Origin of the sequence: Coprococcus phoceensis (genome assembly GCF_900104635.1) — a bacterium.
GTDB lineage: Bacteria > Bacillota > Clostridia > Lachnospirales > Lachnospiraceae > Faecalimonas > Faecalimonas phoceensis.
In genome coordinates this window covers 88,344-108,265 of sequence record NZ_FNWC01000006.1, presented here as the reverse complement: position 1 = coordinate 108,265, position 19,922 = coordinate 88,344, and the positions used below count along the sequence as shown (strand labels likewise).

General features: G+C 45.5%; 22 protein-coding genes and 2 pseudogenes. 23 read left to right on the top strand and 1 reads right to left on the bottom strand.

Annotated features, from left to right (window positions below; genetic code table 11):
• Nucleotides 1–44: 44 nt before the first annotated feature.
• Nucleotides 45–1,034, top strand: coding sequence for a serine hydrolase domain-containing protein (locus BQ5364_RS01435; protein WP_071143496.1), 990 nt, complete (start codon nt 45–47; stop codon nt 1,032–1,034).
• Nucleotides 1,035–1,259, top strand: coding sequence for a hypothetical protein (locus BQ5364_RS01430; protein ID WP_071143495.1), 225 nt, complete (start codon nt 1,035–1,037; stop codon nt 1,257–1,259).
• A 91-nt stretch (nt 1,260–1,350) separates the two neighbouring features.
• Here the strand turns inward: BQ5364_RS01430 and BQ5364_RS01425 are convergent, their stop codons facing one another.
• Nucleotides 1,351–1,710 carry a helix-turn-helix transcriptional regulator gene (locus tag BQ5364_RS01425; RefSeq protein ID WP_071143494.1) on the bottom strand — a complete coding sequence of 120 codons (360 nt, stop codon included), beginning with the start codon at nt 1,708–1,710 and terminating at the stop codon, nt 1,351–1,353.
• A 508-nt stretch (nt 1,711–2,218) separates the two neighbouring features.
• On the opposite strand from BQ5364_RS01425, the gene BQ5364_RS01420 reads away from it, so the two are divergent.
• From BQ5364_RS01420 to BQ5364_RS01320, 21 genes and pseudogenes are all read left to right on the top strand, one after another.
• Entirely contained in the window at nt 2,219–2,638 is a 420-nt protein-coding gene (locus BQ5364_RS01420) for an RNA polymerase sigma factor (protein ID WP_071143493.1), read from the top strand.
• Nucleotides 2,635–2,868, top strand: coding sequence for a helix-turn-helix domain-containing protein (locus BQ5364_RS01415; protein WP_009588285.1), 234 nt, complete (start codon nt 2,635–2,637; stop codon nt 2,866–2,868). Before BQ5364_RS01420 ends, BQ5364_RS01415 begins: the two co-directional genes overlap by 4 nt.
• A gap of 267 nt (nt 2,869–3,135) precedes the next feature.
• Nucleotides 3,136–3,537, top strand: coding sequence for a helix-turn-helix domain-containing protein (locus BQ5364_RS18890; RefSeq protein ID WP_083382610.1), 402 nt, complete (start codon nt 3,136–3,138; stop codon nt 3,535–3,537).
• Nucleotides 3,538–3,555: 18 nt separating this feature from the next.
• Nucleotides 3,556–5,001, top strand: a complete 1,446-nt coding sequence (locus BQ5364_RS01405; protein ID WP_071143492.1) for a site-specific integrase — start codon at nt 3,556–3,558, stop codon at nt 4,999–5,001.
• Nucleotides 5,002–5,492: 491 nt separating this feature from the next.
• Nucleotides 5,493–5,690: a helix-turn-helix domain-containing protein gene (locus tag BQ5364_RS01400; protein WP_114000934.1), complete on the top strand. Its 198-nt coding sequence runs from the start codon at nt 5,493–5,495 to the stop codon at nt 5,688–5,690.
• A 72-nt stretch (nt 5,691–5,762) separates the two neighbouring features.
• Nucleotides 5,763–6,284 (top strand): DUF5720 family protein, encoded by a 522-nt coding sequence (locus tag BQ5364_RS18790; protein ID WP_071143491.1) that lies wholly within the window; start codon nt 5,763–5,765, stop codon nt 6,282–6,284.
• Between the two features lie 169 nt (nt 6,285–6,453).
• On the top strand, nt 6,454–7,350 hold the full coding sequence (locus tag BQ5364_RS01390) for a DUF6017 domain-containing protein (RefSeq protein ID WP_071143490.1): 897 nt from the start codon (nt 6,454–6,456) through the stop codon (nt 7,348–7,350).
• Complete coding sequence (locus tag BQ5364_RS01385) at nt 7,351–7,842, top strand: PcfB family protein (protein ID WP_071143489.1); 492 nt, start codon at nt 7,351–7,353, stop codon at nt 7,840–7,842.
• A pseudogene (locus BQ5364_RS01380) lies at nt 7,839–8,132 on the top strand (VirD4-like conjugal transfer protein, CD1115 family); the annotation flags it as partial. The gene BQ5364_RS01385 and the pseudogene BQ5364_RS01380, both read left to right, overlap by 4 nt.
• A gap of 49 nt (nt 8,133–8,181) precedes the next feature.
• Nucleotides 8,182–10,029, top strand: a complete 1,848-nt coding sequence (locus BQ5364_RS01375; protein ID WP_207732025.1) for a recombinase family protein — start codon at nt 8,182–8,184, stop codon at nt 10,027–10,029.
• 37 nt (nt 10,030–10,066) lie between these two features.
• The gene (locus BQ5364_RS01370; RefSeq protein WP_456297725.1) at nt 10,067–10,303 is read left to right on the top strand and encodes a transposon-encoded TnpW family protein; all 237 of its coding nucleotides are present in this window, start codon (nt 10,067–10,069) and stop codon (nt 10,301–10,303) included.
• Nucleotides 10,257–10,760 (top strand): hypothetical protein, encoded by a 504-nt coding sequence (locus BQ5364_RS18980; RefSeq protein WP_330511892.1) that lies wholly within the window; start codon nt 10,257–10,259, stop codon nt 10,758–10,760. Before BQ5364_RS01370 ends, BQ5364_RS18980 begins: the two co-directional genes overlap by 47 nt.
• Nucleotides 10,761–10,830: 70 nt before the next feature.
• Nucleotides 10,831–11,442, top strand: coding sequence for a recombinase family protein (locus BQ5364_RS01360; RefSeq protein WP_071143484.1), 612 nt, complete (start codon nt 10,831–10,833; stop codon nt 11,440–11,442).
• Nucleotides 11,443–11,743: 301 nt separating this feature from the next.
• Nucleotides 11,744–12,481: a 23S rRNA (adenine(2058)-N(6))-methyltransferase Erm(B) gene (erm(B), locus tag BQ5364_RS01355; protein ID WP_001038795.1), complete on the top strand. Its 738-nt coding sequence runs from the start codon at nt 11,744–11,746 to the stop codon at nt 12,479–12,481.
• Nucleotides 12,482–12,541: 60 nt separating this feature from the next.
• Nucleotides 12,542–13,198 carry a hypothetical protein gene (locus tag BQ5364_RS18975; RefSeq protein ID WP_071143483.1) on the top strand — a complete coding sequence of 219 codons (657 nt, stop codon included), beginning with the start codon at nt 12,542–12,544 and terminating at the stop codon, nt 13,196–13,198.
• A gap of 21 nt (nt 13,199–13,219) precedes the next feature.
• Entirely contained in the window at nt 13,220–13,555 is a 336-nt protein-coding gene (locus tag BQ5364_RS01345; RefSeq protein WP_071143482.1) for a DUF3847 domain-containing protein, read from the top strand.
• 214 nt (nt 13,556–13,769) lie between these two features.
• Nucleotides 13,770–15,284: a MobQ family relaxase gene (mobQ, locus tag BQ5364_RS01340; RefSeq protein ID WP_071143644.1), complete on the top strand. Its 1,515-nt coding sequence runs from the start codon at nt 13,770–13,772 to the stop codon at nt 15,282–15,284.
• Nucleotides 15,281–17,164 (top strand): AAA family ATPase, encoded by a 1,884-nt coding sequence (locus BQ5364_RS01335; RefSeq protein WP_071143481.1) that lies wholly within the window; start codon nt 15,281–15,283, stop codon nt 17,162–17,164. The genes mobQ and BQ5364_RS01335 overlap by 4 nt, the downstream gene beginning before the upstream one ends.
• Before the next feature lie 137 nt (nt 17,165–17,301).
• A pseudogene (locus BQ5364_RS01330) lies at nt 17,302–18,780 on the top strand (VirD4-like conjugal transfer protein, CD1115 family); the annotation flags it as partial.
• Nucleotides 18,781–18,816: 36 nt separating this feature from the next.
• The gene (locus BQ5364_RS01325; protein WP_071143480.1) at nt 18,817–19,032 is read left to right on the top strand and encodes a Maff2 family mobile element protein; all 216 of its coding nucleotides are present in this window, start codon (nt 18,817–18,819) and stop codon (nt 19,030–19,032) included.
• A gap of 20 nt (nt 19,033–19,052) precedes the next feature.
• Nucleotides 19,053–19,922: a VirB6/TrbL-like conjugal transfer protein, CD1112 family gene (locus BQ5364_RS01320; RefSeq protein WP_021739912.1), complete on the top strand. Its 870-nt coding sequence runs from the start codon at nt 19,053–19,055 to the stop codon at nt 19,920–19,922.

Genomic DNA, 19,922 nt, shown 5'->3' with positions numbered 1-19,922 from the left:
AAGTTTCAGATACAATAACGTGAAATGGAGATGAGATTGATACTATGAATAGAAAAGAACTACACGATTTTATTAAAGAGAAACAGCCTAATATCTGTCAAATATCATGCTATAAAGACGGTAAAGAAGTTTATTCTGATGAATGGAATAATTATAAAAAAGGAGATGCTTGTCATGTTATGTCTGCAACCAAAAGTATCGTAGCATTACTTGTAGGAATAGCACTTGATAAAGGATTTATAAAAAGCATAGACCAACCCGTATTAGATTTTTTCCCTGAATATAAAATTAAAAGAGGAGAAAAAACAATTCAAAAAGTTACAATCAAGCATTTACTGACTATGACTGCACCATATAAGTATAAGTACGAACCGTGGACTAAAATTTGCTCAAGTGATGATTGGACTGTTTCAGCTTTAGATTTTCTAGGTGGAAGAAAAGGATTGACTGGACAATTCAAATACTCGACTTTAGGCATACATATACTAACTGGTATTATATCGAAAACGAGTGGTCTAAAAGTTGTGGACTTTGCAAATAAGTTTTTATTTGAACCCATTGGAGTAGAAAAACATATAAATTATTTAGCGGAAACTGCCGAAGAACATAAACACTTTACCATGTGTAAAGACCCACAAAAAAACATATGGTTTTGCGACCCAAAAGGAATAGGAACAGCAGGCTATGGTTTATGCTTTTCTGCAACAGACATGGCAAAAATCGGACAACTTTGCTTAGATAAAGGCGTTCAAAAAGGGAAACAAATTATATCATCTAAATGGATTGAAGAAATAACGAAGCCAAATTATAAATGTGGAGAAGAATATAGAAATATGTCTTATGGGTATCTTTGGTGGATTGTGAATGAAAATGTATATGCAGCCATAGGAAATAGTGGGAATGTTATATATGTAAATTCGTCAGAAAATATAGTGATAGCAGTTACATCATATTTTAAGCCAACAATATTTGACCGTATAGATTTTATACAAAAGTATATTGAGCCATTTATTACTATTAGGGGAACTTTGTAAATGATGGGATTAAAAAAACGAGATATAAAAAAGGCATTAAAAGCTGGTGCAAAAGCGGGTGGTGTGTCATTAGCCGAGGTTAGAGCGGATATTGAAGCAACGATTGATGAAGCAATGAACAGCACTGACCCTGATGTGCAGGCAAATTTCAAAAAGTATTTTGGCAATAAACGCCCTACACCAGAAGAATATATTTACAAGATTACGAAAAAGACAAAGGTTTAATCTAATATTGTTTGCTCCCTGCGGAGCAGATCAGCAAACAAAGGCTAGTAGAACACTACCTAAAAGAAAAATAGGGAAAACAAGAAGCTGATTACTTCTTGCTTTCCCTGCTGTTCAAGATACCGTCAATCGTACCTTGAATGATTTTTAATTCGTTATCACTCAATAAGTCAAGTGATGTTTCTATCTGACGGCGAGTTGTGCTTTTCTCAACTTTCTCTGGTGGATAGAAATATTCATCAACCGATATATTGAACATGGTAACTAAATCATGGAATAATTGAAAACTTGGGTGTGAACCAATATTTTCAATATCTGCGATATGGCGTTCTCCATAGAATACCTTATCGCCTAAATCATTACGGGATAGCCCTGCTTTTTCACGGGCTTCTCTGATTGCCAGTCCTAACGGTCTGAAATCAAAGGTTTGTGTTTCTTTATTTTTTCTCATTTTAAACCACCTAGCATGAGTTTAAACTTCATGCCATGTATTTAGAATGTGTTAAAAGTGCATATAGTATGCAGTAATAATTCAAAAGATATTATCGTGTGCGGTAAATAAAAAAACCCGTTCTTAGATAATATGCTTTTGAACGTCTTAAAAACGATAACGGGACGGTTTTGGATATAACCAAAGCTGTCCTTTTCTTTTGGTATAGCTCTGGTTTGAGGGGGCTATGCCATGATTACATATAGAAGAACGTTACGTCGTTCTCAACTGGATAATTATTTCTGTCTAGTGCTTCAATCATCATACCCATTACATGAGTTAAAAATTCATATAAATAGCATTTATATAACAGTCTGTTTGTGTAGTTACATTCAAATGGGCTGTTTTTATTTTAGAAATATTTTTTTGAAAATCTTGGTAGTTTGACACCTCTTTGGGAAGTTAGGGTGCGGAAAGGGGGAAATGAACAAAAGTTCATTTCAATCCAGCACGGAAAGGAGGTGAGCAAATGAAAACATCTTCTTTCAAACAAGCCATTGAAGCACAGTTTGATTGTCTTTCAAAAAAGGTTATCAAACGAGCTGTCAAAAAAGGCTATCGTGATATGAAGCGACGTGAAAAACGAGAATGTCCATTTTCTGATATTCCAGATTATGAGCAGGAACGCTTTGGAACATTTGATAAATACGAAAGTGATTACACCGTATTTAATATTTTAGGCATTGAAGTATGGGTTGAGGACGACCAGTTAAGCGAAGTTCTTAAAACATTGACAGAAAAGAAACGTAACATTATTTTGTTGTCCTACTTTATGGATATGTCCGATAGTGAAATCAGCGAATTTATCAAAATCCCACGTTCTAACGTCCAATATCATAGAACAAAAACACTTGAAACAATGAAAAAAATCATGGAGGAACGTAAATGAAGAAACATGAGCATTTGCCTTTTGAGGTAATCTTATCAGCCACAGAGGGCGAACCAGAAGCAGTTGAAACCGTTTTGAAGTTTTATGACGGTTACATTTCCAAATTATGCTTGCGTAAATTGTATGACGAATACGGTAATGTTTGCATGGTTGTGGACGCTGATTTAAAAAACAGAGTTCAGACAGCATTACTTGATATGCTGATGAATTTTGAAATTGTAGTGATGTAGTACATATAAGTGAAGTTTGGTACTTTCCCCTTTCCTGCCACTTCACTTGTCATTCTATTAAAATCAATTTGACTAGAATTGATTTTGATAGGCTGAATAGCCGATAGTTCTTTGAAAACTGAATAAAGCAGACAGATACGTTTGTGAGGTAGCAAGCCACGGGAACTGTACGCCACGACCTTTCCAAAAGAAAGCGAGCGACCCACGCAGTGATCCGAGAGCGACCGTTGGAAAAGTCGCTTTGCCATGACCTATCCTCACAGAATAATGATACGTCCGCATGGTGCGGTTCTGCCCACAAGAATGGGAATAGTTGAGATACTAACGGAGCTTTCCAAAGCCATCTGCCTGCTTATAATTTATAGTTACAGCAACAAAATCTATCTTCTCATTTTATTTAGGTGTGTTATAATTGTCTTGTTAGACGAGTGTATTTTGTTGCTGTCACAAATGAAAGGGGTCTTAATAGTGATAAGTGATACACAAAATGCACAATCTCCTACAAAGGATAAAAAGACTTATACAGTAGAGGAAATTGCTGAACAACTGGACATTAGCAAAAAGGTAGCTTATTCATTGGTAAAAAGCGGTCAATTCAGTTATGTTCGTGCTGGTAAAGCCATACGAGTATCAAAGGTTTCTTTCGATAAATGGTTAAACGGAATTTAACTATAAGGAGAGAAAATTATGGCTTCAATCAAACAAAGAAAATCAAGTTTTTCAGTTATTTATTGGTACTTAGATAGTGCAGGAGAAAGAAAACAAAAATGGGACACGCTGGAAACAAGAAAAGAAGCAAAACAGCGAAAAGCCTTTATAGAATACTATCAAGAGAAATTTGGATATGTGATAGTTCCATTAGAGGAACAATTTGCACATCAGATTGAAAATTCTAAAAAAGAGTTAGATGTTGTAGACAAAGATATTACATTGCGTGATTTCCTAGAAATTTTTGTTAATCTATACGGCACATCTAAATGGTCGCCGAGTACATTTAGTGGTAAGGTAGGCAGTATTGAAAATTATATCAATCCGATTATCGGAGATTGGAAACTTAATGAAATAACTACAAAAAGCCTATCAAAATACTACAATGATTTATTGAGCGTTCCAGAAGTACCACGGGCAAACAGAAAAGCAACTGGTCGTTGTGTTCAGCCAGCGAACATCAAAAAAATACATGATATTATCCGTTGTGCCTTAAATCAAGCTATCCGCTGGGAGTATATTGATACAAATAAAAGAAACCCTGCGTCTTTGGCTACGTTACCCAAAATTCCAAAGACTAGGCGAAAAGTGTGGAGTGTTCAAACATTTCGAGAAGCGGTAAAAGCCACGGAAGATGATTTACTTTCAATTTGTATGCACTTAGCTTTTTCCTGTTCTATGCGAATTGGAGAAATTACAGGACTTACATGGGTAGATGTTATTATTGATGAAGAGTCCATTGCTACAAATAATGCAAAGGTAATTATCAATAAAGAACTTTCAAGAGTAAATGCAGAAGCTATGCAAAAATTAAAGGAAAAGGATATTTTAAAGATTTTCCCAACGCAAAAACCGCATTGTACCACAAGGCTTGTCTTGAAAACGCCAAAAACAGAAACAAGTAATCGTGTTGTCTGGTTACCTAAAACAGTTGCGGAACTATTGGTTCAATATAAAAAAGACCAGCAGGAATTAAAGGAATTTCTAGGAAGTGCCTACAATGATTACAACCTTGTTATTGCGTTAGATAATGGCAATCCCGTGGAAAGCCGTATTGTTAGAGATAGGTTTCAAAAGCTCTGTGAAGAAAACGATTATGAAGTTGTGGTATTTCACAGCCTACGCCATTTAAGTACGGGTTATAAACTCAAAATGACAAACGGAGATGTTAAGTCCGTACAAGGCGATACTGGTCACGCAGAAGCAGAAATGGTTACAGATGTCTATTCAGAAATTATTGACGAGGACAGACGTTTCAATGCACAAAAAATGGATAAAGAATTTTATTCTACGCTTAATGATGATACAGACAATCCAAAGCAAGATACCGACTTAACCGATAGTGATATGGCATTATTGGAACTGATTAAATCTTTATCGCCAGAAATGAAAGCACAGCTTTTAAAGCAAACACTCCAAAAATAAATTTTCAAAAGTGTTAGCAGATTTTCAAAAATCCAGCGATTTTTCATCAAAAATAAAAAAGTGTTAGCAACCCTACTTCCTTAAAAGTCTTAATATAATATCGAATTTAAAACGATTGAATGAAAACAATTCGTATTCAGCAAAGATAGAAAGCCATAAATAAGAAAACGCTGAAAACCTTGAAAAATAAGGCTTTCAGCGGAGTTTGTGGCGTCCCAGACAGGAATCGAACCTGCGACGTTTCGCTTAGGAGTATGGCTTACCATGTGATACACGGTTCGGATGTAACTTCCAATATCATCCCTTACGCAGAATGACTTGTAGTAAACGAACTTTATGGTGCAAAACACCTATTCTGACGCAGTTTTATGTGTCCGTTGGGTGGTCCTATTAGCAAATTCTTAGCAAGAGGACACCCAGCCAAAGCCGATTGCTACTGCCATTCTTCACTCCCTTAGTCAAAATGGCAAGGCAAATACATGGAGGTTACTATGGACAAGAAAGAGAAAAAGTCACTGCCGGAACCGCGCACATACACCGTGGAACAGATCGCGGCCATGCTCAACATCGGCCGCACAACCGCATATCAGCTCGTCAAGCAGGAGGAGTTCAGGATCGTCCGCATAGGAAATGCGATCCGCGTTTCCAAGAAATCTTTTGACGAGTGGCTGGAAAGTTTGGAATTGTGAATATCGCAAGAAACGCCGTAGGCTCAAAAGACCTATGGCGTTTTTTTATACCCATTTTGAAGGAGGCTGGCAATGAAACTGACAGAAGCAGAAATGAGGATGGTGTTTCAGATTGAAAGTACCAATCAGAACGCCGCCCTGAATGAGATTTATATGACATGGCGCTATGCGCCGAACCCGGCAACGAAAGAAACGGCGGAAGGCCTTCTGGACAAGCTCCGCCCACTGTCGGATCAGGAGTGCATGGATTTGATCCGCAAGGTGCAGGCCGAATACCGTCTGCCGGAGAAAGCCCGCACCATCGGAGAAATGCTGGCAGAAGCCAGGCAGCGATCCGGGGCGCAGAAGTTATCTGGCCATGACATTATGGCTTTAGAGCGTTTCGACCCGGCGACCAGACACATGATTGTCTTTGATGTTCTTACCCATGACTCGCCTGTTGGCTGGAAGGGTGAGAAAATGCGCCTGTTCCTGACTGACGCCGGATACAGCAAGGCTTTGGAAAATCAGGAAAAGGGACATATCAAAATCCGTAACCATGCGAAGGTGCTTTCCGGCGATCTCCACTATGACCATAAAGACCGTGAGAGGTAGCCGCCCCAAACTGTATCAAAATCAGCGGAAAATCTTCTGTTTCTTCCTCCGTGGCTTGCGTTCTGAACAGAGCGTGGATGTTTTCCCATGCGAGAGGCTATGGAGGCATACAGACGGGTAAACCGCTCAAAATCAACACTTTTTATTTTCACAGGAAGGAGGTGCGAAGATGGCTGTTTTTCGTATTGAAAAGACCCGTGATTATACGGTCATGTCGAACCATCACTTGAAAGATCGAACGCTGACCCTGAAATCCAAAGGGCTGCTGTCCATGATGTTGTCACTCCCTGATGAGTGGAATTACACCACCAGAGGTCTTGCGGCGATCTGCCGGGAAGGTGTGGACAGCATCGGTGCGGCATTGAAGGAGCTGGAAAACCACGGGTATATCCGGCGCACCCAGCTTCGGGATGAAAAAGGCAAGATCACGGATACCGAGTATGTCATTTACGAAATGCCTCAGTGCGAACCGCCGTCAAGCCCAGGTACGCCTTTACCGGGTACGGCAAAGCCATATACGGAAAACCCGGATATGGGTATCCCGGATACGGCGGAACCGTGTACGGAAAACCCCGCACAATTAAATACTAATCAAACAAAGACTGATTTATCAAGTACGGAGATATCAAATCCTATCCCATCAAATCCCCCTACCCCCGCAGGGGCAAGGATGGGAATGGATCGGATGGGAGCCAGAGAATGTTATCGTGAAGTGATTTTGGACAACATCGAGTACAGCTATCTGGTGCAGGACAGCCATATCGACCGTGAGCAGCTTGACGAAATCGTTGACCTGATCGTGGATACCGTATGTTCTGCCCGCAAAGTCATCCGCATTGCCGGAGATGATTATCCGGCAGAGGTGGTAAAGTCCCGGTTTATGAAGCTGGACAGTTCCCATGTTCAGTATGTTATGGACTGCATGAAGGACAACACCACCTATGTCCGCAATATCAAGAAATATCTTCTGGCGGCGCTGTATAACGCCCCGACCACCATCAACAGCTACTATTCTTCCCTGGTGCAGCACGATATGTACGGGGACGGGCAAAGGGGGCGAGGCTAAATGCAGGAGGAAGTAACGCGGGGCGCCGTGACGCTCATTGTTGACGGAGCCAAGCTAAGTGAGCAGGTCTTTGAAAAGGCCGTCAAAAAGTTCCTGGAGGAAATCCAGAAAAGCCAGAAGCCCAAAATCTACCGCGGCAGGCAGAGCCTTAAACAGCTTGCCAGCCAGAACGCCGGTCTTGCCAATATCGAGATCAGCGACAAGAATATCAAGGCTTTCTCCCATGTGGCGAAGAAATACCATGTGGATTTTGCATTGAAGAAGGACACCGTTGCAGAGCAACCCCGTTACCTGGTCTTTTTCAAAAGCCGGGACGCGGATGCCATCACAGCGGCATTTCAGGAGTTTGCCAGCCGCAAAATGAGCCGTGAGAAAAAGCCCTCCATCCGGGATCGACTGACCCAGGCGAAGGAACAGGCGGCAGAGAAAACGGAACACCGTACCATTGACCGGGAGAAAGTAAAGGTCAAAGATCGGAGCGTGCAGAGATGAATATGAAAAAATTGTTTTTGCTGAACCTTCCGTATCTTCTGTTCGTGTATCCCTTCGATAAGCTGGCACAGGCTTTCCGGCTTGCGCCCGGTGCTGACCTCTCCGGCAAGCTGCTCTCCATTGGGGACGGCTTCACGACAGCCCTTTCCTCCCCGTGGCTCAGTTTCCATCCCACGGACCTGCTGATCGGCATAGCCGGTGCGGTGATCCTTCGCATGGCGGTCTACCTGAAAGGCAAGAACGCTAAGAAGTACCGTCACGGGATCGAGTATGGTTCTGCCCGCTGTGGTGCATAATCTTAACTGTAAGGAAAACTATGTGGACGCAGGAGGTATGCACATGAACGAATATAATAAAATTACAGCCCTTTACTCCCGCCTTTCCGTCGGGGACGAGGACAGAGATGGCGGCGAGAGCAACAGCATTGTAAACCAAAAGGCATTTCTGGAACGGTACGCCCAACAGCAGAGATTAACCAATATCCGGCACTACATTGACGATGACGAAAGCGGCAGGTTCTTTGACCGCTCTGCCTATTCCCGCATGATGGAGGATGTGGAAAACGGAAAAATAGGCGTCTGCATTATGAAAGACCTGACGCGCTGGGGGCGTGATTATCTCCAAGTCGGCAATGCAATGGAGGTATTCAGACGGAACAATGTCCGCTTTATCGCGGTCAATAACGGCATAGACAGCGACAATCCCGATACATTGGAGTTTGCGCCCTTTATCAATATCATGTCGGAGTGGTACGCAAAGGACATCAGCAAGAAAGTAAAAACGGGTATCAGGACCAAGGGTGCAAGCGGCAAACCCATCGCCACCGAAGCCCCATACGGATATATGAAAGACCCGAACAACAAGGATTTTTGGATAATCGACGAGGAAGCCGCCGAAGTGGTACGCTTGATTTTCCGTCTGTTTATCGGCGGGAAGAACAGAAACCAAATTGCCGTATATCTCAAAAACGAGCAAATCCTCACGCCTACGTTCTACCTCAAACAGCACGACAGAGGGACAGCGAAAAGCAGACCGCTGAACGAGGAAAATCGCTATAAATGGAACAAAGCAACCTTAACCAAGATACTCACAAGGCAGGAGTATTGTGGTGATGTTGTCAATTTCAAGACCACAAAGCATTTTCGGGACAAGCGCAACCACTATGTAGATAAAAGCGAATGGCAGATAACCGAGAATGTGCATGAGCCGATTATCGACCGCGCCGACTTTGAAACCGTACAGCGGATTTTGGAAAACGCGCCTGTCAGACGCCCTAACGGGGACGGAGAAATCCACCCTTTGTCGGGCTTGATGTTCTGTAAAGACTGCGGCGCAAAAATGCACATTCGCATAGATTACAGGAACGGCGGCAAGCGTCATGTTGCCTTTTGCAGCGAGTACCACAAGGGCAAAGCCAAAAATCCCAAATGCAATTCCCCGCACATCATAGACGCTGATTTAGTCATGCAGACTATCGCGGATGTTCTGAAAAAAGTTGCAGAATACTCCATAAGCAACCGGGAGGAATTTGAAGCATTAGTCCGAAAAAACCTTGATATGCAGCAGACGGACAAGAGCAAAAAACAGCAGAAGCGTATTCCGCAAATTACAACACGCCTTGAACAGATTGACAAGGTGCTGAATAAACTCTACGAGGATAACGCCCTCGGTGCTATCCCACAAGACCGATACGAGCAAATGTCACAGAAATATTCGGAGGAATACTATACGCTGAAAGCGGAACTTGCAGAACTCAAAGAACAGTTATCCGCGTTTGAGGACGCAGGAGGATGGGCGCATAAGTTTTTGAAGCTGATAGAACGCTACGCCGCCTTTACCGACCTTACCCCCGCCATTCTCAATGAATTTATCAGCAGAATTGAAGTGCATGAGCGCGATAAGAAAAGGGCAAAACAAGCTGTTCAGCATATCGGGATATATTTCAGCTATATCGGCAAGTTTGAAAACGAACTGACACAGCTTGCAGAGCCGACAGAGGAAGAAATCCGGCAAATGCGGGAGAAAATCGAAGAAGCCCAAAAGGAAAAGAGCCGCGCTTATCATCGGAACTACTCAAAGGAATACCGGGCGAAAAACCTTGAAAAACGCCGGGAGTATGAACGCATCAAGGCGCGGGAATATCGGGCAAAGCGAAAGGCGCAAGCCGCTGCGCTGCCCGTATCGTAAAACAGAATAACCGACAGCAGAAAGGGATTTTCCAACTATGGGAAATCCTTTTTTTGCACCCAAAGGAAGGAGTGACCCAATGACAGAAAAGAAAACCACAACCACCGCGCAGAAGCAGCCGGATGGTATCATCACAACACAGCGGAACGGACAGACCATCGTTGCGGAGTTGTTTTTCAATCACAGAAGCGCAGAAACATTCCGCGACAAGCTGCTGAAAGCGATACTTGCCGACTATTCGCATTTTTCTGCGTCTGACGGTCAAGAGCCGTAAAAACGGAATATTTGACGATTGGAACACTCTGGACGAGGAATGTATCGCCAGAGCATTTTCTATTGAAAAAACGCCGTTTTTCCCAAGTCAAGAGCCGAAGAAAACACCCGAAAAATGCCCCTACTGCGTAACAGGGGCGCAGAAAGGAGAGTTTATGAAAACAGGACTGAAAAAGCAGGAAAAGACCACCGATATTTGGTTTGACGAGAAAGACCCCCTTATCCATATCCGCACCCACAACACCGACTTGAAGAACAGGCTGACCGCGTACAGCCGCCGCTTCCCCTCTGTCTGTAAGCTGACCGACAGCGACCCGGAAACGGGCTGTATGGAGTTTGAGATTGCAAAGGGACGCTTCTCTTTCCGTCTGACCGCACCATACAGCGAGGAACGCAGACAGGCGGCAAGCGACTATGCAAAGAAGCATGGTATTTCAGCCGGGAAAAGCAAGCCATGACACAAAGATACAGTAAAATTATTAGGTAAGGACGGTTGATGTCTATGTAAAACGAACAGGAGGATAAAAATTGACTGGAAGCATTTACGGCTATGTGCGTGTCAGCACAAGAGAACAAAACGAGGACAGGCAGCTTATCGCCTTACGCGAGGTAGGCGTTTCAGATAAGAATATCTTTATGGATAAGCAATCCGGCAAAGATTTTGAGCGTCCACAGTACAAAAAGCTGCTTAGAAAAATGAAAAAAGACGACCTGCTCTATATCAAGAGCATAGATCGTCTGGGACGCAACTATGAAGAAATCTTACAGCAATGGCGTATCATCACAAAGGACAAGGGCGTTGACATTGTGGTTTTGGATATGCCCCTGCTTGATACGCGCCGGGGAAAAGACCTTATGGGAACATTTCTCTCGGATATTGTGCTTCAAGTGCTGTCCTTTGTGGCAGAAAACGAGCGCACCAATATCAGACAGCGGCAAACAGAGGGTATCGCGGCAGCAAAGGCGCGGGGTGTGCGCTTTGGGCGACCACCACGCCCCTTGCCGGATAACTTTCATGCTGTTTATCAGAGGTGGCGTGCCGGGAAAATTACCGGCACAGCAGCCGCAAAAGAGTGTGGTATGCCCCTTGCGACCTTTCGCTACCGGGCAGAAATCTACGAAAAAGCCAAATTATTGTAAATAGGCGGTTTTACAGAAAGGTGTACTTTCCTGTAAACCGCCTATTGCTTATAGGTATTTAATATTATACTTCTTCAGACGGCGTTTTTCAAGTCTTGAAATGTAAATATTCGTTTATATCCCGGCTAATTTGTCGATAAAATGCGTTTACAGGAAAGTACACGTTACTAAAGGGAATGGAGATAAATTATTAGATATACTACTGACAGCTTCCAAGAAGCTAAAGAGGTCCCTAGCGCCTACGGGGAATTTGTATCGATAAGGGGTACAAATTCCCACTAATCACTTCAGGAGAGATTACATGAACAAAAATATAAAATATTCTCAAAACTTTTTAACGAGTGAAAAAGTACTCAACCAAATAATAAAACAATTGAATTTAAAAGAAACCGATACCGTTTACGAAATTGGAACAGGTAAAGGGCATTTAACGACGAAACTGGCTAAAATAAGTAAACAGGTAACGTCTATTGAATTAGACAGTCATCTATTCAACTTATCGTCAGAAAAATTAAAACTGAATACTCGTGTCACTTTAATTCACCAAGATATTCTACAGTTTCAATTCCCTAACAAACAGAGGTATAAAATTGTTGGGAATATTCCTTACCATTTAAGCACACAAATTATTAAAAAAGTGGTTTTTGAAAGCCGTGCGTCTGACATCTATCTGATTGTTGAAGAAGGATTCTACAAGCGTACCTTGGATATTCACCGAACACTAGGGTTGCTCTTGCACACTCAAGTCTCGATTCAGCAATTGCTTAAGCTGCCAGCGGAATGCTTTCATCCTAAACCAAAAGTAAACAGTGTCTTAATAAAACTTACCCGCCATACCACAGATGTTCCAGATAAATATTGGAAGCTATATACGTACTTTGTTTCAAAATGGGTCAATCGAGAATATCGTCAACTGTTTACTAAAAATCAGTTTCATCAAGCAATGAAACACGCCAAAGTAAACAATTTAAGTACCATTACTTATGAGCAAGTATTGTCTATTTTTAATAGTTATCTATTATTTAACGGGAGGAAATAATTCTATGAGTCGCTTTTTTAAATTTGGAAAGTTACACTTTTTAATAACGGAGGGAATGGAATGAAAAAACTTGTAACCTTGCTTCTTTCGCTTGCTTTAGTGCTATCTCTTGCAGCTTGTGGCGGAGAAGCGACACCTGACGCATCTGACGATGCCCCCGCTTCTTCTCAAAATGAAGAAAGCACCGAAAACGACAACACCGAAAATCAAATCGTATTTGAGGAAGTTGTTGCCATTGACAACGCAGAGTGTGCGGTAAAAATTACCGAAATCGACCCCGATAATATGTGGGGCTACACTCTGAAAGCACAGCTTGAAAACAAGTCCACAGAGAAAACCTATATGTTCTCTGTCGAGAGTGCTTCCATCAATGGTGTTCAGTGCGATCCAATGTTTGCAAGCGAGGTAGCTGCTGGCAAAAAGGCTAACGAAGAAATCAACTTTAGCACCGATACTCTTGAGGAAAATGGTATTGTTGAATACACAGATATTGAATTGACTTTCAAGGTGTATGATAGCAATGATTGGTCTGCTGACCCTGTTGGAAAGGAAACAATCCATGTCTATCCATACGGAGAAGAAAACGCTGTTGCATTTGTGAGAGAAGCACAGGCTACTGATAATGTGATTATCGATAATTATTCAAATAACAATAACATAATTCCCCAACAGGGCGACTATTTCCAAACCGAAGTAGCCGCCCTTTTCTTTTACTAAAAATCAAAAAGGAGGGCTACCATGTCGAAGAAAAAACCACCGACCACCATCGAGGAATGTAACGCCGAAATGGAACTGACACAGAAGAAAATCCGGCAGTATGAGAACAGGAACAAAATGCTTGACCGCAAACTTGCCATTGAGAAGCGCAAGGAGCGCAACCACCGTCTTTGTTCGCGGGGCGGCTACCTTGAAAGCCTTGTCCCGGCACTCATTGATATGTCAGAACAGGAAGCCCGCGACTTCCTCTACACCGCGGTTTTCAGCGACAAAGCGCAGGAGTTTTTGAGAAAACGAGCCGGAGAAGCGACACCGAAGAATTACCCTTGCACACAAGGGCGCACTTATACACCCTAACGGGCGTGTGCGCTCTGCCGAGGGCTTTATCTCCGCACCGGGCATTATTGCCTTGTGCAGAGATTGGCGGCTTGCGCCGCGACAGGGAAACCTACACTTTCCCTGCGACAGCTTGCGCTGTCTACCCTTTTGTGTACCCCACGAAAGCGAACACCTTGCTTTGCAAGCTATTCACTTTCATGGGGTTTTGTTGACCGTATCGGGAGGTGATACTATCGCAATCTACCATTGCAGCATTAAGATTGTCAGCCGGGGAAAGGGCAAATCTGCCGTAGCCGCAGCAGCCTACCGCGCCGGAGAGAAGCTGACAAACGAGTGGGACGGACTGACCCACGACTATACAAGAAAAGGCGGCGTTGTTCATTCTGAAATCATGCTGCCGCCCCATGCCCCACCCTCTTTCTCTGACCGTTCTATTCTATGGAACAGCGTGGAGCAAATCGAAAAATCGAATAACTCACAGCTTGCGAGGGAAATCGAAATCGCCCTACCTGTTGAACTTTCAAGAGAGGAACAGACCCGCCTTGTCCGGGAATACTGTTCCTCTCAATTTGTTTCCAAAGGAATGTGCGCCGACTTCAATATCCACGACACAGGCAACGGCAACCCACACGCTCATATCCTTTTGACTATGCGCCCCCTTGATGAAAAAGGCACATGGGCGGCGAAGTCAAAAAAGGAATATGTCCTTGACGAAAATGGGGAGCGCGTAAAGCTGCCAAGCGGCAGATACAAGACGCGCAAGGTTGACCTTATGGACTGGAACAGGCAGGAGAACGCCGACCTATGGCGCAAGGCGTGGGCTGACCTTGCCAACGACTATTTAGAGCGAAGCGGCAGCGCGGAGCGTATCGACCACCGCAGCCATGCAGAGCGTGGTATTGAGGAACTCCCCACCGTCCACATGGGTGTTGCAGCTTCCCAAATGGAGAAGAAAGGCATAGCCACCGACAAGGGAGAAATCAACCGCATGATACAAAAGACCAACCGACTTATGCGGGAAATCCGGGGCTATATCGACAGCTTGAAAGAATGGCTTGCGGAGGTTTTCGCCGCTAAGAAGCAACTGCAAGCTGCCCCGCACTCTCCCGATATTGCCACGCTGCTTACAAGGTATTTGAGCATTGAACGAGAGAAAAGCCGGAAGTATTCACAGGGCTGGCAGCAACAGCATACTGCCGGGGAATTGCAAAAAATCAGCAAGGCGATTGTCTATCTGCAAAGCAAGGGCATTGCTACCCTTGAAGATTTGGACGCTGCCCTTTCCTCTGTTGATGAAGAAGCAAAGCGGCTGAATACAAGCGTTGTTGCCAAGCAGAAGCGCATGAGGACATTGGAAAAGTTTATCGAGCATGGCAGCAACTACAACCGCTTGAAGCCCATTCACGATGAACTGAAAACGCTGAAAAACGGATGGGGCAAAAAGAGAGAAAAATTTGAGCAAGCCCACGAAAGCGACCTCATTATCTGGAACGCCGCCAACCGTTTCCTGCACGCAAATCTGCCGGAGGGTACAAAGTCTTTCAAGGTGTCCGAGTGGCAGAAAGAATTTGACGAACTGAAAGCCCAATCCACAGGCGAATATGAAGAACTGAAAACAAAGCGCAGCGAGGTTAAGGAGTTACAGCAAATCCGAAAGTGCATTGATATTGTAGAGCAAGCCGAGCAGCGCACACAGGAACAGACACACCAAACACCAAGACGCAAAAAGGAGGATATTTCCCTATGACCTACACCAAAGAACAGATTGACCGGGCAAATCAGACCGACCTTGTATCATTCCTGCAAGCCCAGGGCGAACAGCTTGAACGCGCCGGACAGGAGTACCGTTGGAAACGGCACGACAGCTTGACGGTCAGAGAAAACAGATGGTATCGGCACAGCCAGAGCAAAGGCGGCGGTCCGATTGATTTTGTCATGGAGTTTTACGGCAAAAGTTTTCTTGAAGCCGTTGAAATGCTGATAGGCGAACGGGGCGAAGCACCCCCACCCGTCTATCTGCAATTCAGACTACCACCCAAAAGCCCCGACAACCAAACAGCGAGGAACTACCTTACAGCCGCCCGGCGCATTGATGAAGATGTGTCGGGCTTTTTCTTTTCCTGCGGCGATCTCTACGAGGAAGCCGCCCACCATAACGCCGTATTTGTCGGCAGAGATGAAAGCGGCATACCGAGATATGCCCACCAACGGGGAACGGTGGGCAGCTTCCGGCTTGATGTGAAAGGCAGCGACAAGACTTTTAACTTCTGCTACCGGGGCGAGGGCGAAAGGCTTTTTGTCTTTGAAGCCCCCATTGACCTGTTATCTTTCCTCTGCCTGTTCAAAAAGGAATGGCAGAAACAAAGCTATCTGTCATTGGGCGGCGTGAGTGAAAAAGCCCTGCTGCGTTTTCTCTCTGACCGTCCGAATATCAAGACCGTCTATCTCTGCCTTGACAGCGACAAAGCCGGGACAGACGCTTGCAGCCGCCTTAACAGCATTATCCCCCAAGGCTACACCGTCAATCGCCTTGTACCGTTGTTCAAAGACTGGAACGAGGTTTTACAGCGTAAAGAGGAAATTACAGACGGAAAATATCTGCGCGAAGCTGTCTATGGCTTGCGTGAGCCGCAACAGGAAGAAACCGTTGAAATTATCCGCATGAGCGAGGTTGACACACAGACCGTTGAATGGCTATGGGAGCCGTATATCCCTTTTGGAAAGGTAACAATCGTACAGGGCAACCCCGGCGAGGGAAAAACCACCCTTGCCCTGCGCCTTTGCGCCGCCTGTACCAACCGCAAGCCCTTTCCGGCTATGGCAGAGCATGAGCCTTTTAATGTTATCTATCAGACCGCAGAGGACGGTTTGGGCGATACCGTCAAGCCGCGCCTTATGGAAGCGGACGCAGACCTTGACCGGGTACTTGTCATTGACGAGGGCAAACAGGAATTGTCCTTATCCGATGAACGCATAGAAAGGGCAATCCGGCAGACCGGGGCGCGTCTTATAATCCTTGACCCCATACAGGCGTATGTAGGCGAAAAAACGGATATGAACAAGGCAAACGAAATACGCCCTATCTTTCGCCGCCTTGCCGAAGTTGCAGAGCGTACCGGGTGTGCCGTTGTGCTTATCGGGCACTTGAACAAAGCTGCCGGAGGTCAGAGCGCATACCGGGGATTAGGCTCTATCGACTTCCGAGCCGCCGCTCGTAGTGTGCTGCTCATAGGGCGCGTGAAACGAGAGCCGAATGTGCGCGTTATCATTCACGACAAATCTTCCCTTGCACCGGAGGGTAAGCCTATGGCGTTTTCGTTGGGCGCGGAAAGCGGCTTTTCATGGATAGGCGAATATGACATTACCGCTGATGAACTGCTGTCCGGCACAGGCGGCAACACCGAAACCAAGACCGAGCAAGCGGAAAGGTTGATACTCGATTTACTTGCAGACGGTAAGGAAATGGCAAGCGAGGATATTGTCAAGGCGGCAGCCGAAGCCGGAATATCCGAAAGAACGGTACAAAATGCCAAGCGCAGCATGGGCGGCATATTGGGCGCAAGGCGCGTTGGAAGTCAATGGTACAACTTCATCAAGAAGAAGCAGCCGCCCGAAACTGCAAAATGAAAGTGCAAAACGCAGAGCCTTTGCACCTTGCACTTTCGCACTTTCACTTTATCAACTCGCCCCATGTTGACCGCATGGGGCTTTTCTCTTGAAAAAATCCTGTTTTGCGTCAATAAATTGCGAAAAGCACTTGACAAAACGCTTCATGGGGGACTGCGGCGGATATCGCTCCCTACATGGACAAGGACTTTTTCCAGAACATCCCTATGACGCAGACGGAGCGGATCACGATGGCGAGCCGCCCAAAGCAGCCGAAGTATGCCAGAAATAAAAACATTCTGGTGATCGGCGGTTCCGGCAGCGGCAAGACGCGGTTCTTCTGTAAGCCGTCGCTGCTGCAAGCCCATTCGTCCTATGTCTGCACCGATCCGAAAGGAACCTTGCTGCCGGAGATCGGCACTTTCCTGGAGCGGAAGAAATACCGTATCAAGTGCCTCAATCTGATAAACTTCCGAAAATCCATGAGATACAACCCACTGGCCTACATTCGGTCAGAGAAGGATATCTTAAAACTGGTGAACGCCCTGATTATGAACACGAAGGGCGAAGGCGAAAAATCTTCGGAAGATTTCTGGGTCAAAGCGGAACGCCTCTATTATTCCGCGCTGATTGGCTACATCTGGTACGAGGCCACGGAGGAAGAAAAGAACTTCATCACACTTCTGGACCTTATCAATGCCAGTGAAGCCAGAGAGGACGACGAAACCTATCAAAGCCCGGTGGACTTGCTCTTTTCTCAGTTGGAGGAACGGGAGCCGGACCACTTCGCCGTCAAGCAGTACCGCAAATTCAAGATGGCGGCGGGCAAAACCTTAAAATCCATCCTCATTTCCTGCGGTGCCCGGCTTGCTCCCTTCGATATCAAGGAGCTGCGGGACCTGATGGAATATGACGAGCTGGAACTGGATACCCTGGGCGACCAAAAGACGGCGCTGTTTGTGATCCTGTCAGATACAGACAGCACTTTCAATTTCGTGGCCGCCCTCATGTATAGTCAGCTTTTCAATCTGCTCTGCGACAAGGCGGATGACTTCTACGGTGGGCGGCTGCCCGTCCATGTCCGTCTGATTCTGGACGAGTTTGCCAACATCGGCCAGATACCGAACTTCGATAAGCTGATCGCCACCATCCGAAGCCGTGAAATATCGGCTTCTATTATTTTGCAGTCGCAGAGCCAGTTAAAGACCATCTACAAGGACGCGGCAGATACCATCGTCGGTAACTGTGACAGCACCTTGTTTTTGGGAGGCAAGGAGAAATCCACGCTCAAGGAAATTTCGGAGCTGCTGGGGAAAGAGACCATTGATCTCTATAACCAGTCCGAAAACCGGGGCAGCCAGGTTTCCCACGGCCTCAGTTATCAGAAATTAGGAAAGGAGTTGATGACCCAGGACGAATTGGCAGTGATGGACGGCGGCAAGTGTATTTTCATGCTGCGGGGCGTGCGCCCGTTCCTTTCGGACAAGTACGACCTCACCCGGCACCCGAATTACAGATACACGGCCGACGCCGACCCTAAAAATGTCTTTGACATGGAACGGTACATGAAGAAGCAGCGTGCCGTGGTAAAACCCACGGACACCTTCGATGTGTACGAGATTGACGCAACTACTTAAACCCAAATCAAAAACATTTTTTAGGAGGATTATTTTATGGCATTTTTCAACAGTGCAGTTGGTGTTTTGCAGACTCTCGTAGTGGCCCTGGGCGCAGGTCTTGGTATCTGGGGCGTTATCAACCTTCTGGAAGGTTACGGCCAGGACAACCCTGCTTCCAAAAGCCAGGGTATGAAACAGTTGATGGCCGGCGGCGGTGTCGCCCTCATCGGCATCACCCTTGTACCTCTGCTCTCCGGCCTGTTCGGTTGATCGTCCGGCGGTGATCGCTTATGGGCGGCATACTCGACAAACTCGATGAATGGCTCCGAGGGCTGCTCATCGAGGGGATCACGGGAAACCTGTCGGGCATGTTCGATACGGTCAATACCAAAGTAGGCGAGATCGCCGGTGAAGTGGGACAGACGCCGCTGGCATGGAACAGCGGCGTCTTTTCTATGATCCGAAACCTCTCTGAAACGGTGATCGTTCCAATCGCCGGGGTTATCCTGACATTCGTAATGTGTTATGAGCTGATCCAACTTGTGACAGAGAAAAACAATCTGCACGATGTAGATACCTGGATGTTCTTCAAGTGGATTTTCAAGACTTTCTGTGCCGTTCTTATTGTGACGAACACATGGAATATCGTCATGGGTATCTTCGATGTAGGGCAAAGCGTTGTGAACAGCAGTGCGGGAGTCATCATTGGGAATACCTCCATTGATATCAGCAGCGTCATCACGGATATGGAGGCGCAGCTTGAAGCCCTGGGCACGGGAGAACTGTTCGGGCTATGGTTCCAGTCCCTTTTCGTGGGGCTTACCATGAACGCCCTTTCCATCTGTATCATGCTTGTCATCTACGGCCGCATGATCGAGGTGTATTTGACAACTTCCGTTGGACCGATTCCGCTTGCCACTATGACGAACCGGGATTGGAGCCATACAGGACAGAACTACTTGAAATCCCTGTTTGCATTGGCGTTCCAGGCATTTCTAATCATGGTGTGCGTGGGAATCTACTCTGTTTTGGTACAGAGTATCGCCACGGACGGAAACATCTCAGGCGCGATATGGGCCTGCATGGGCTACACGGTCCTGCTGTGCTTCGCCCTGTTCAAGACCGGCAGCCTCTCTAAGAGCCTGTTCGGAGCGCATTAA

Excerpts from the sequence above, each read along its gene's own strand:
- BQ5364_RS01435 (WP_071143496.1), top strand. The coding sequence starts at position 45 with ATGAATAGAAAAGAACTACACGATTTTATTAAAGAGAAACAGCCTAAT.
- BQ5364_RS01430 (WP_071143495.1), top strand. The coding sequence starts at position 1,035 with ATGATGGGATTAAAAAAACGAGATATAAAAAAGGCATTAAAAGCTGGT.
- BQ5364_RS01425 (WP_071143494.1), bottom strand. The coding sequence starts at position 1,710 with ATGAGAAAAAATAAAGAAACACAAACCTTTGATTTCAGACCGTTAGGA.
- BQ5364_RS01420 (WP_071143493.1), top strand. The coding sequence starts at position 2,219 with ATGAAAACATCTTCTTTCAAACAAGCCATTGAAGCACAGTTTGATTGT.
- BQ5364_RS01415 (WP_009588285.1), top strand. The coding sequence starts at position 2,635 with ATGAAGAAACATGAGCATTTGCCTTTTGAGGTAATCTTATCAGCCACA.
- BQ5364_RS18890 (WP_083382610.1), top strand. The coding sequence starts at position 3,136 with ATGATACGTCCGCATGGTGCGGTTCTGCCCACAAGAATGGGAATAGTT.
- BQ5364_RS01405 (WP_071143492.1), top strand. The coding sequence starts at position 3,556 with ATGGCTTCAATCAAACAAAGAAAATCAAGTTTTTCAGTTATTTATTGG.
- BQ5364_RS01400 (WP_114000934.1), top strand. The coding sequence starts at position 5,493 with ATGGACAAGAAAGAGAAAAAGTCACTGCCGGAACCGCGCACATACACC.
- BQ5364_RS18790 (WP_071143491.1), top strand. The coding sequence starts at position 5,763 with ATGAAACTGACAGAAGCAGAAATGAGGATGGTGTTTCAGATTGAAAGT.
- BQ5364_RS01390 (WP_071143490.1), top strand. The coding sequence starts at position 6,454 with ATGGCTGTTTTTCGTATTGAAAAGACCCGTGATTATACGGTCATGTCG.
- BQ5364_RS01385 (WP_071143489.1), top strand. The coding sequence starts at position 7,351 with ATGCAGGAGGAAGTAACGCGGGGCGCCGTGACGCTCATTGTTGACGGA.
- BQ5364_RS01375 (WP_207732025.1), top strand. The coding sequence starts at position 8,182 with ATGAACGAATATAATAAAATTACAGCCCTTTACTCCCGCCTTTCCGTC.
- BQ5364_RS01370 (WP_456297725.1), top strand. The coding sequence starts at position 10,067 with ATGGGAAATCCTTTTTTTGCACCCAAAGGAAGGAGTGACCCAATGACA.
- BQ5364_RS18975 (WP_071143483.1), top strand. The coding sequence starts at position 12,542 with ATGAAAAAACTTGTAACCTTGCTTCTTTCGCTTGCTTTAGTGCTATCT.
- BQ5364_RS01345 (WP_071143482.1), top strand. The coding sequence starts at position 13,220 with ATGTCGAAGAAAAAACCACCGACCACCATCGAGGAATGTAACGCCGAA.
- BQ5364_RS01335 (WP_071143481.1), top strand. The coding sequence starts at position 15,281 with ATGACCTACACCAAAGAACAGATTGACCGGGCAAATCAGACCGACCTT.
- BQ5364_RS01325 (WP_071143480.1), top strand. The coding sequence starts at position 18,817 with ATGGCATTTTTCAACAGTGCAGTTGGTGTTTTGCAGACTCTCGTAGTG.
- BQ5364_RS01320 (WP_021739912.1), top strand. The coding sequence starts at position 19,053 with ATGGGCGGCATACTCGACAAACTCGATGAATGGCTCCGAGGGCTGCTC.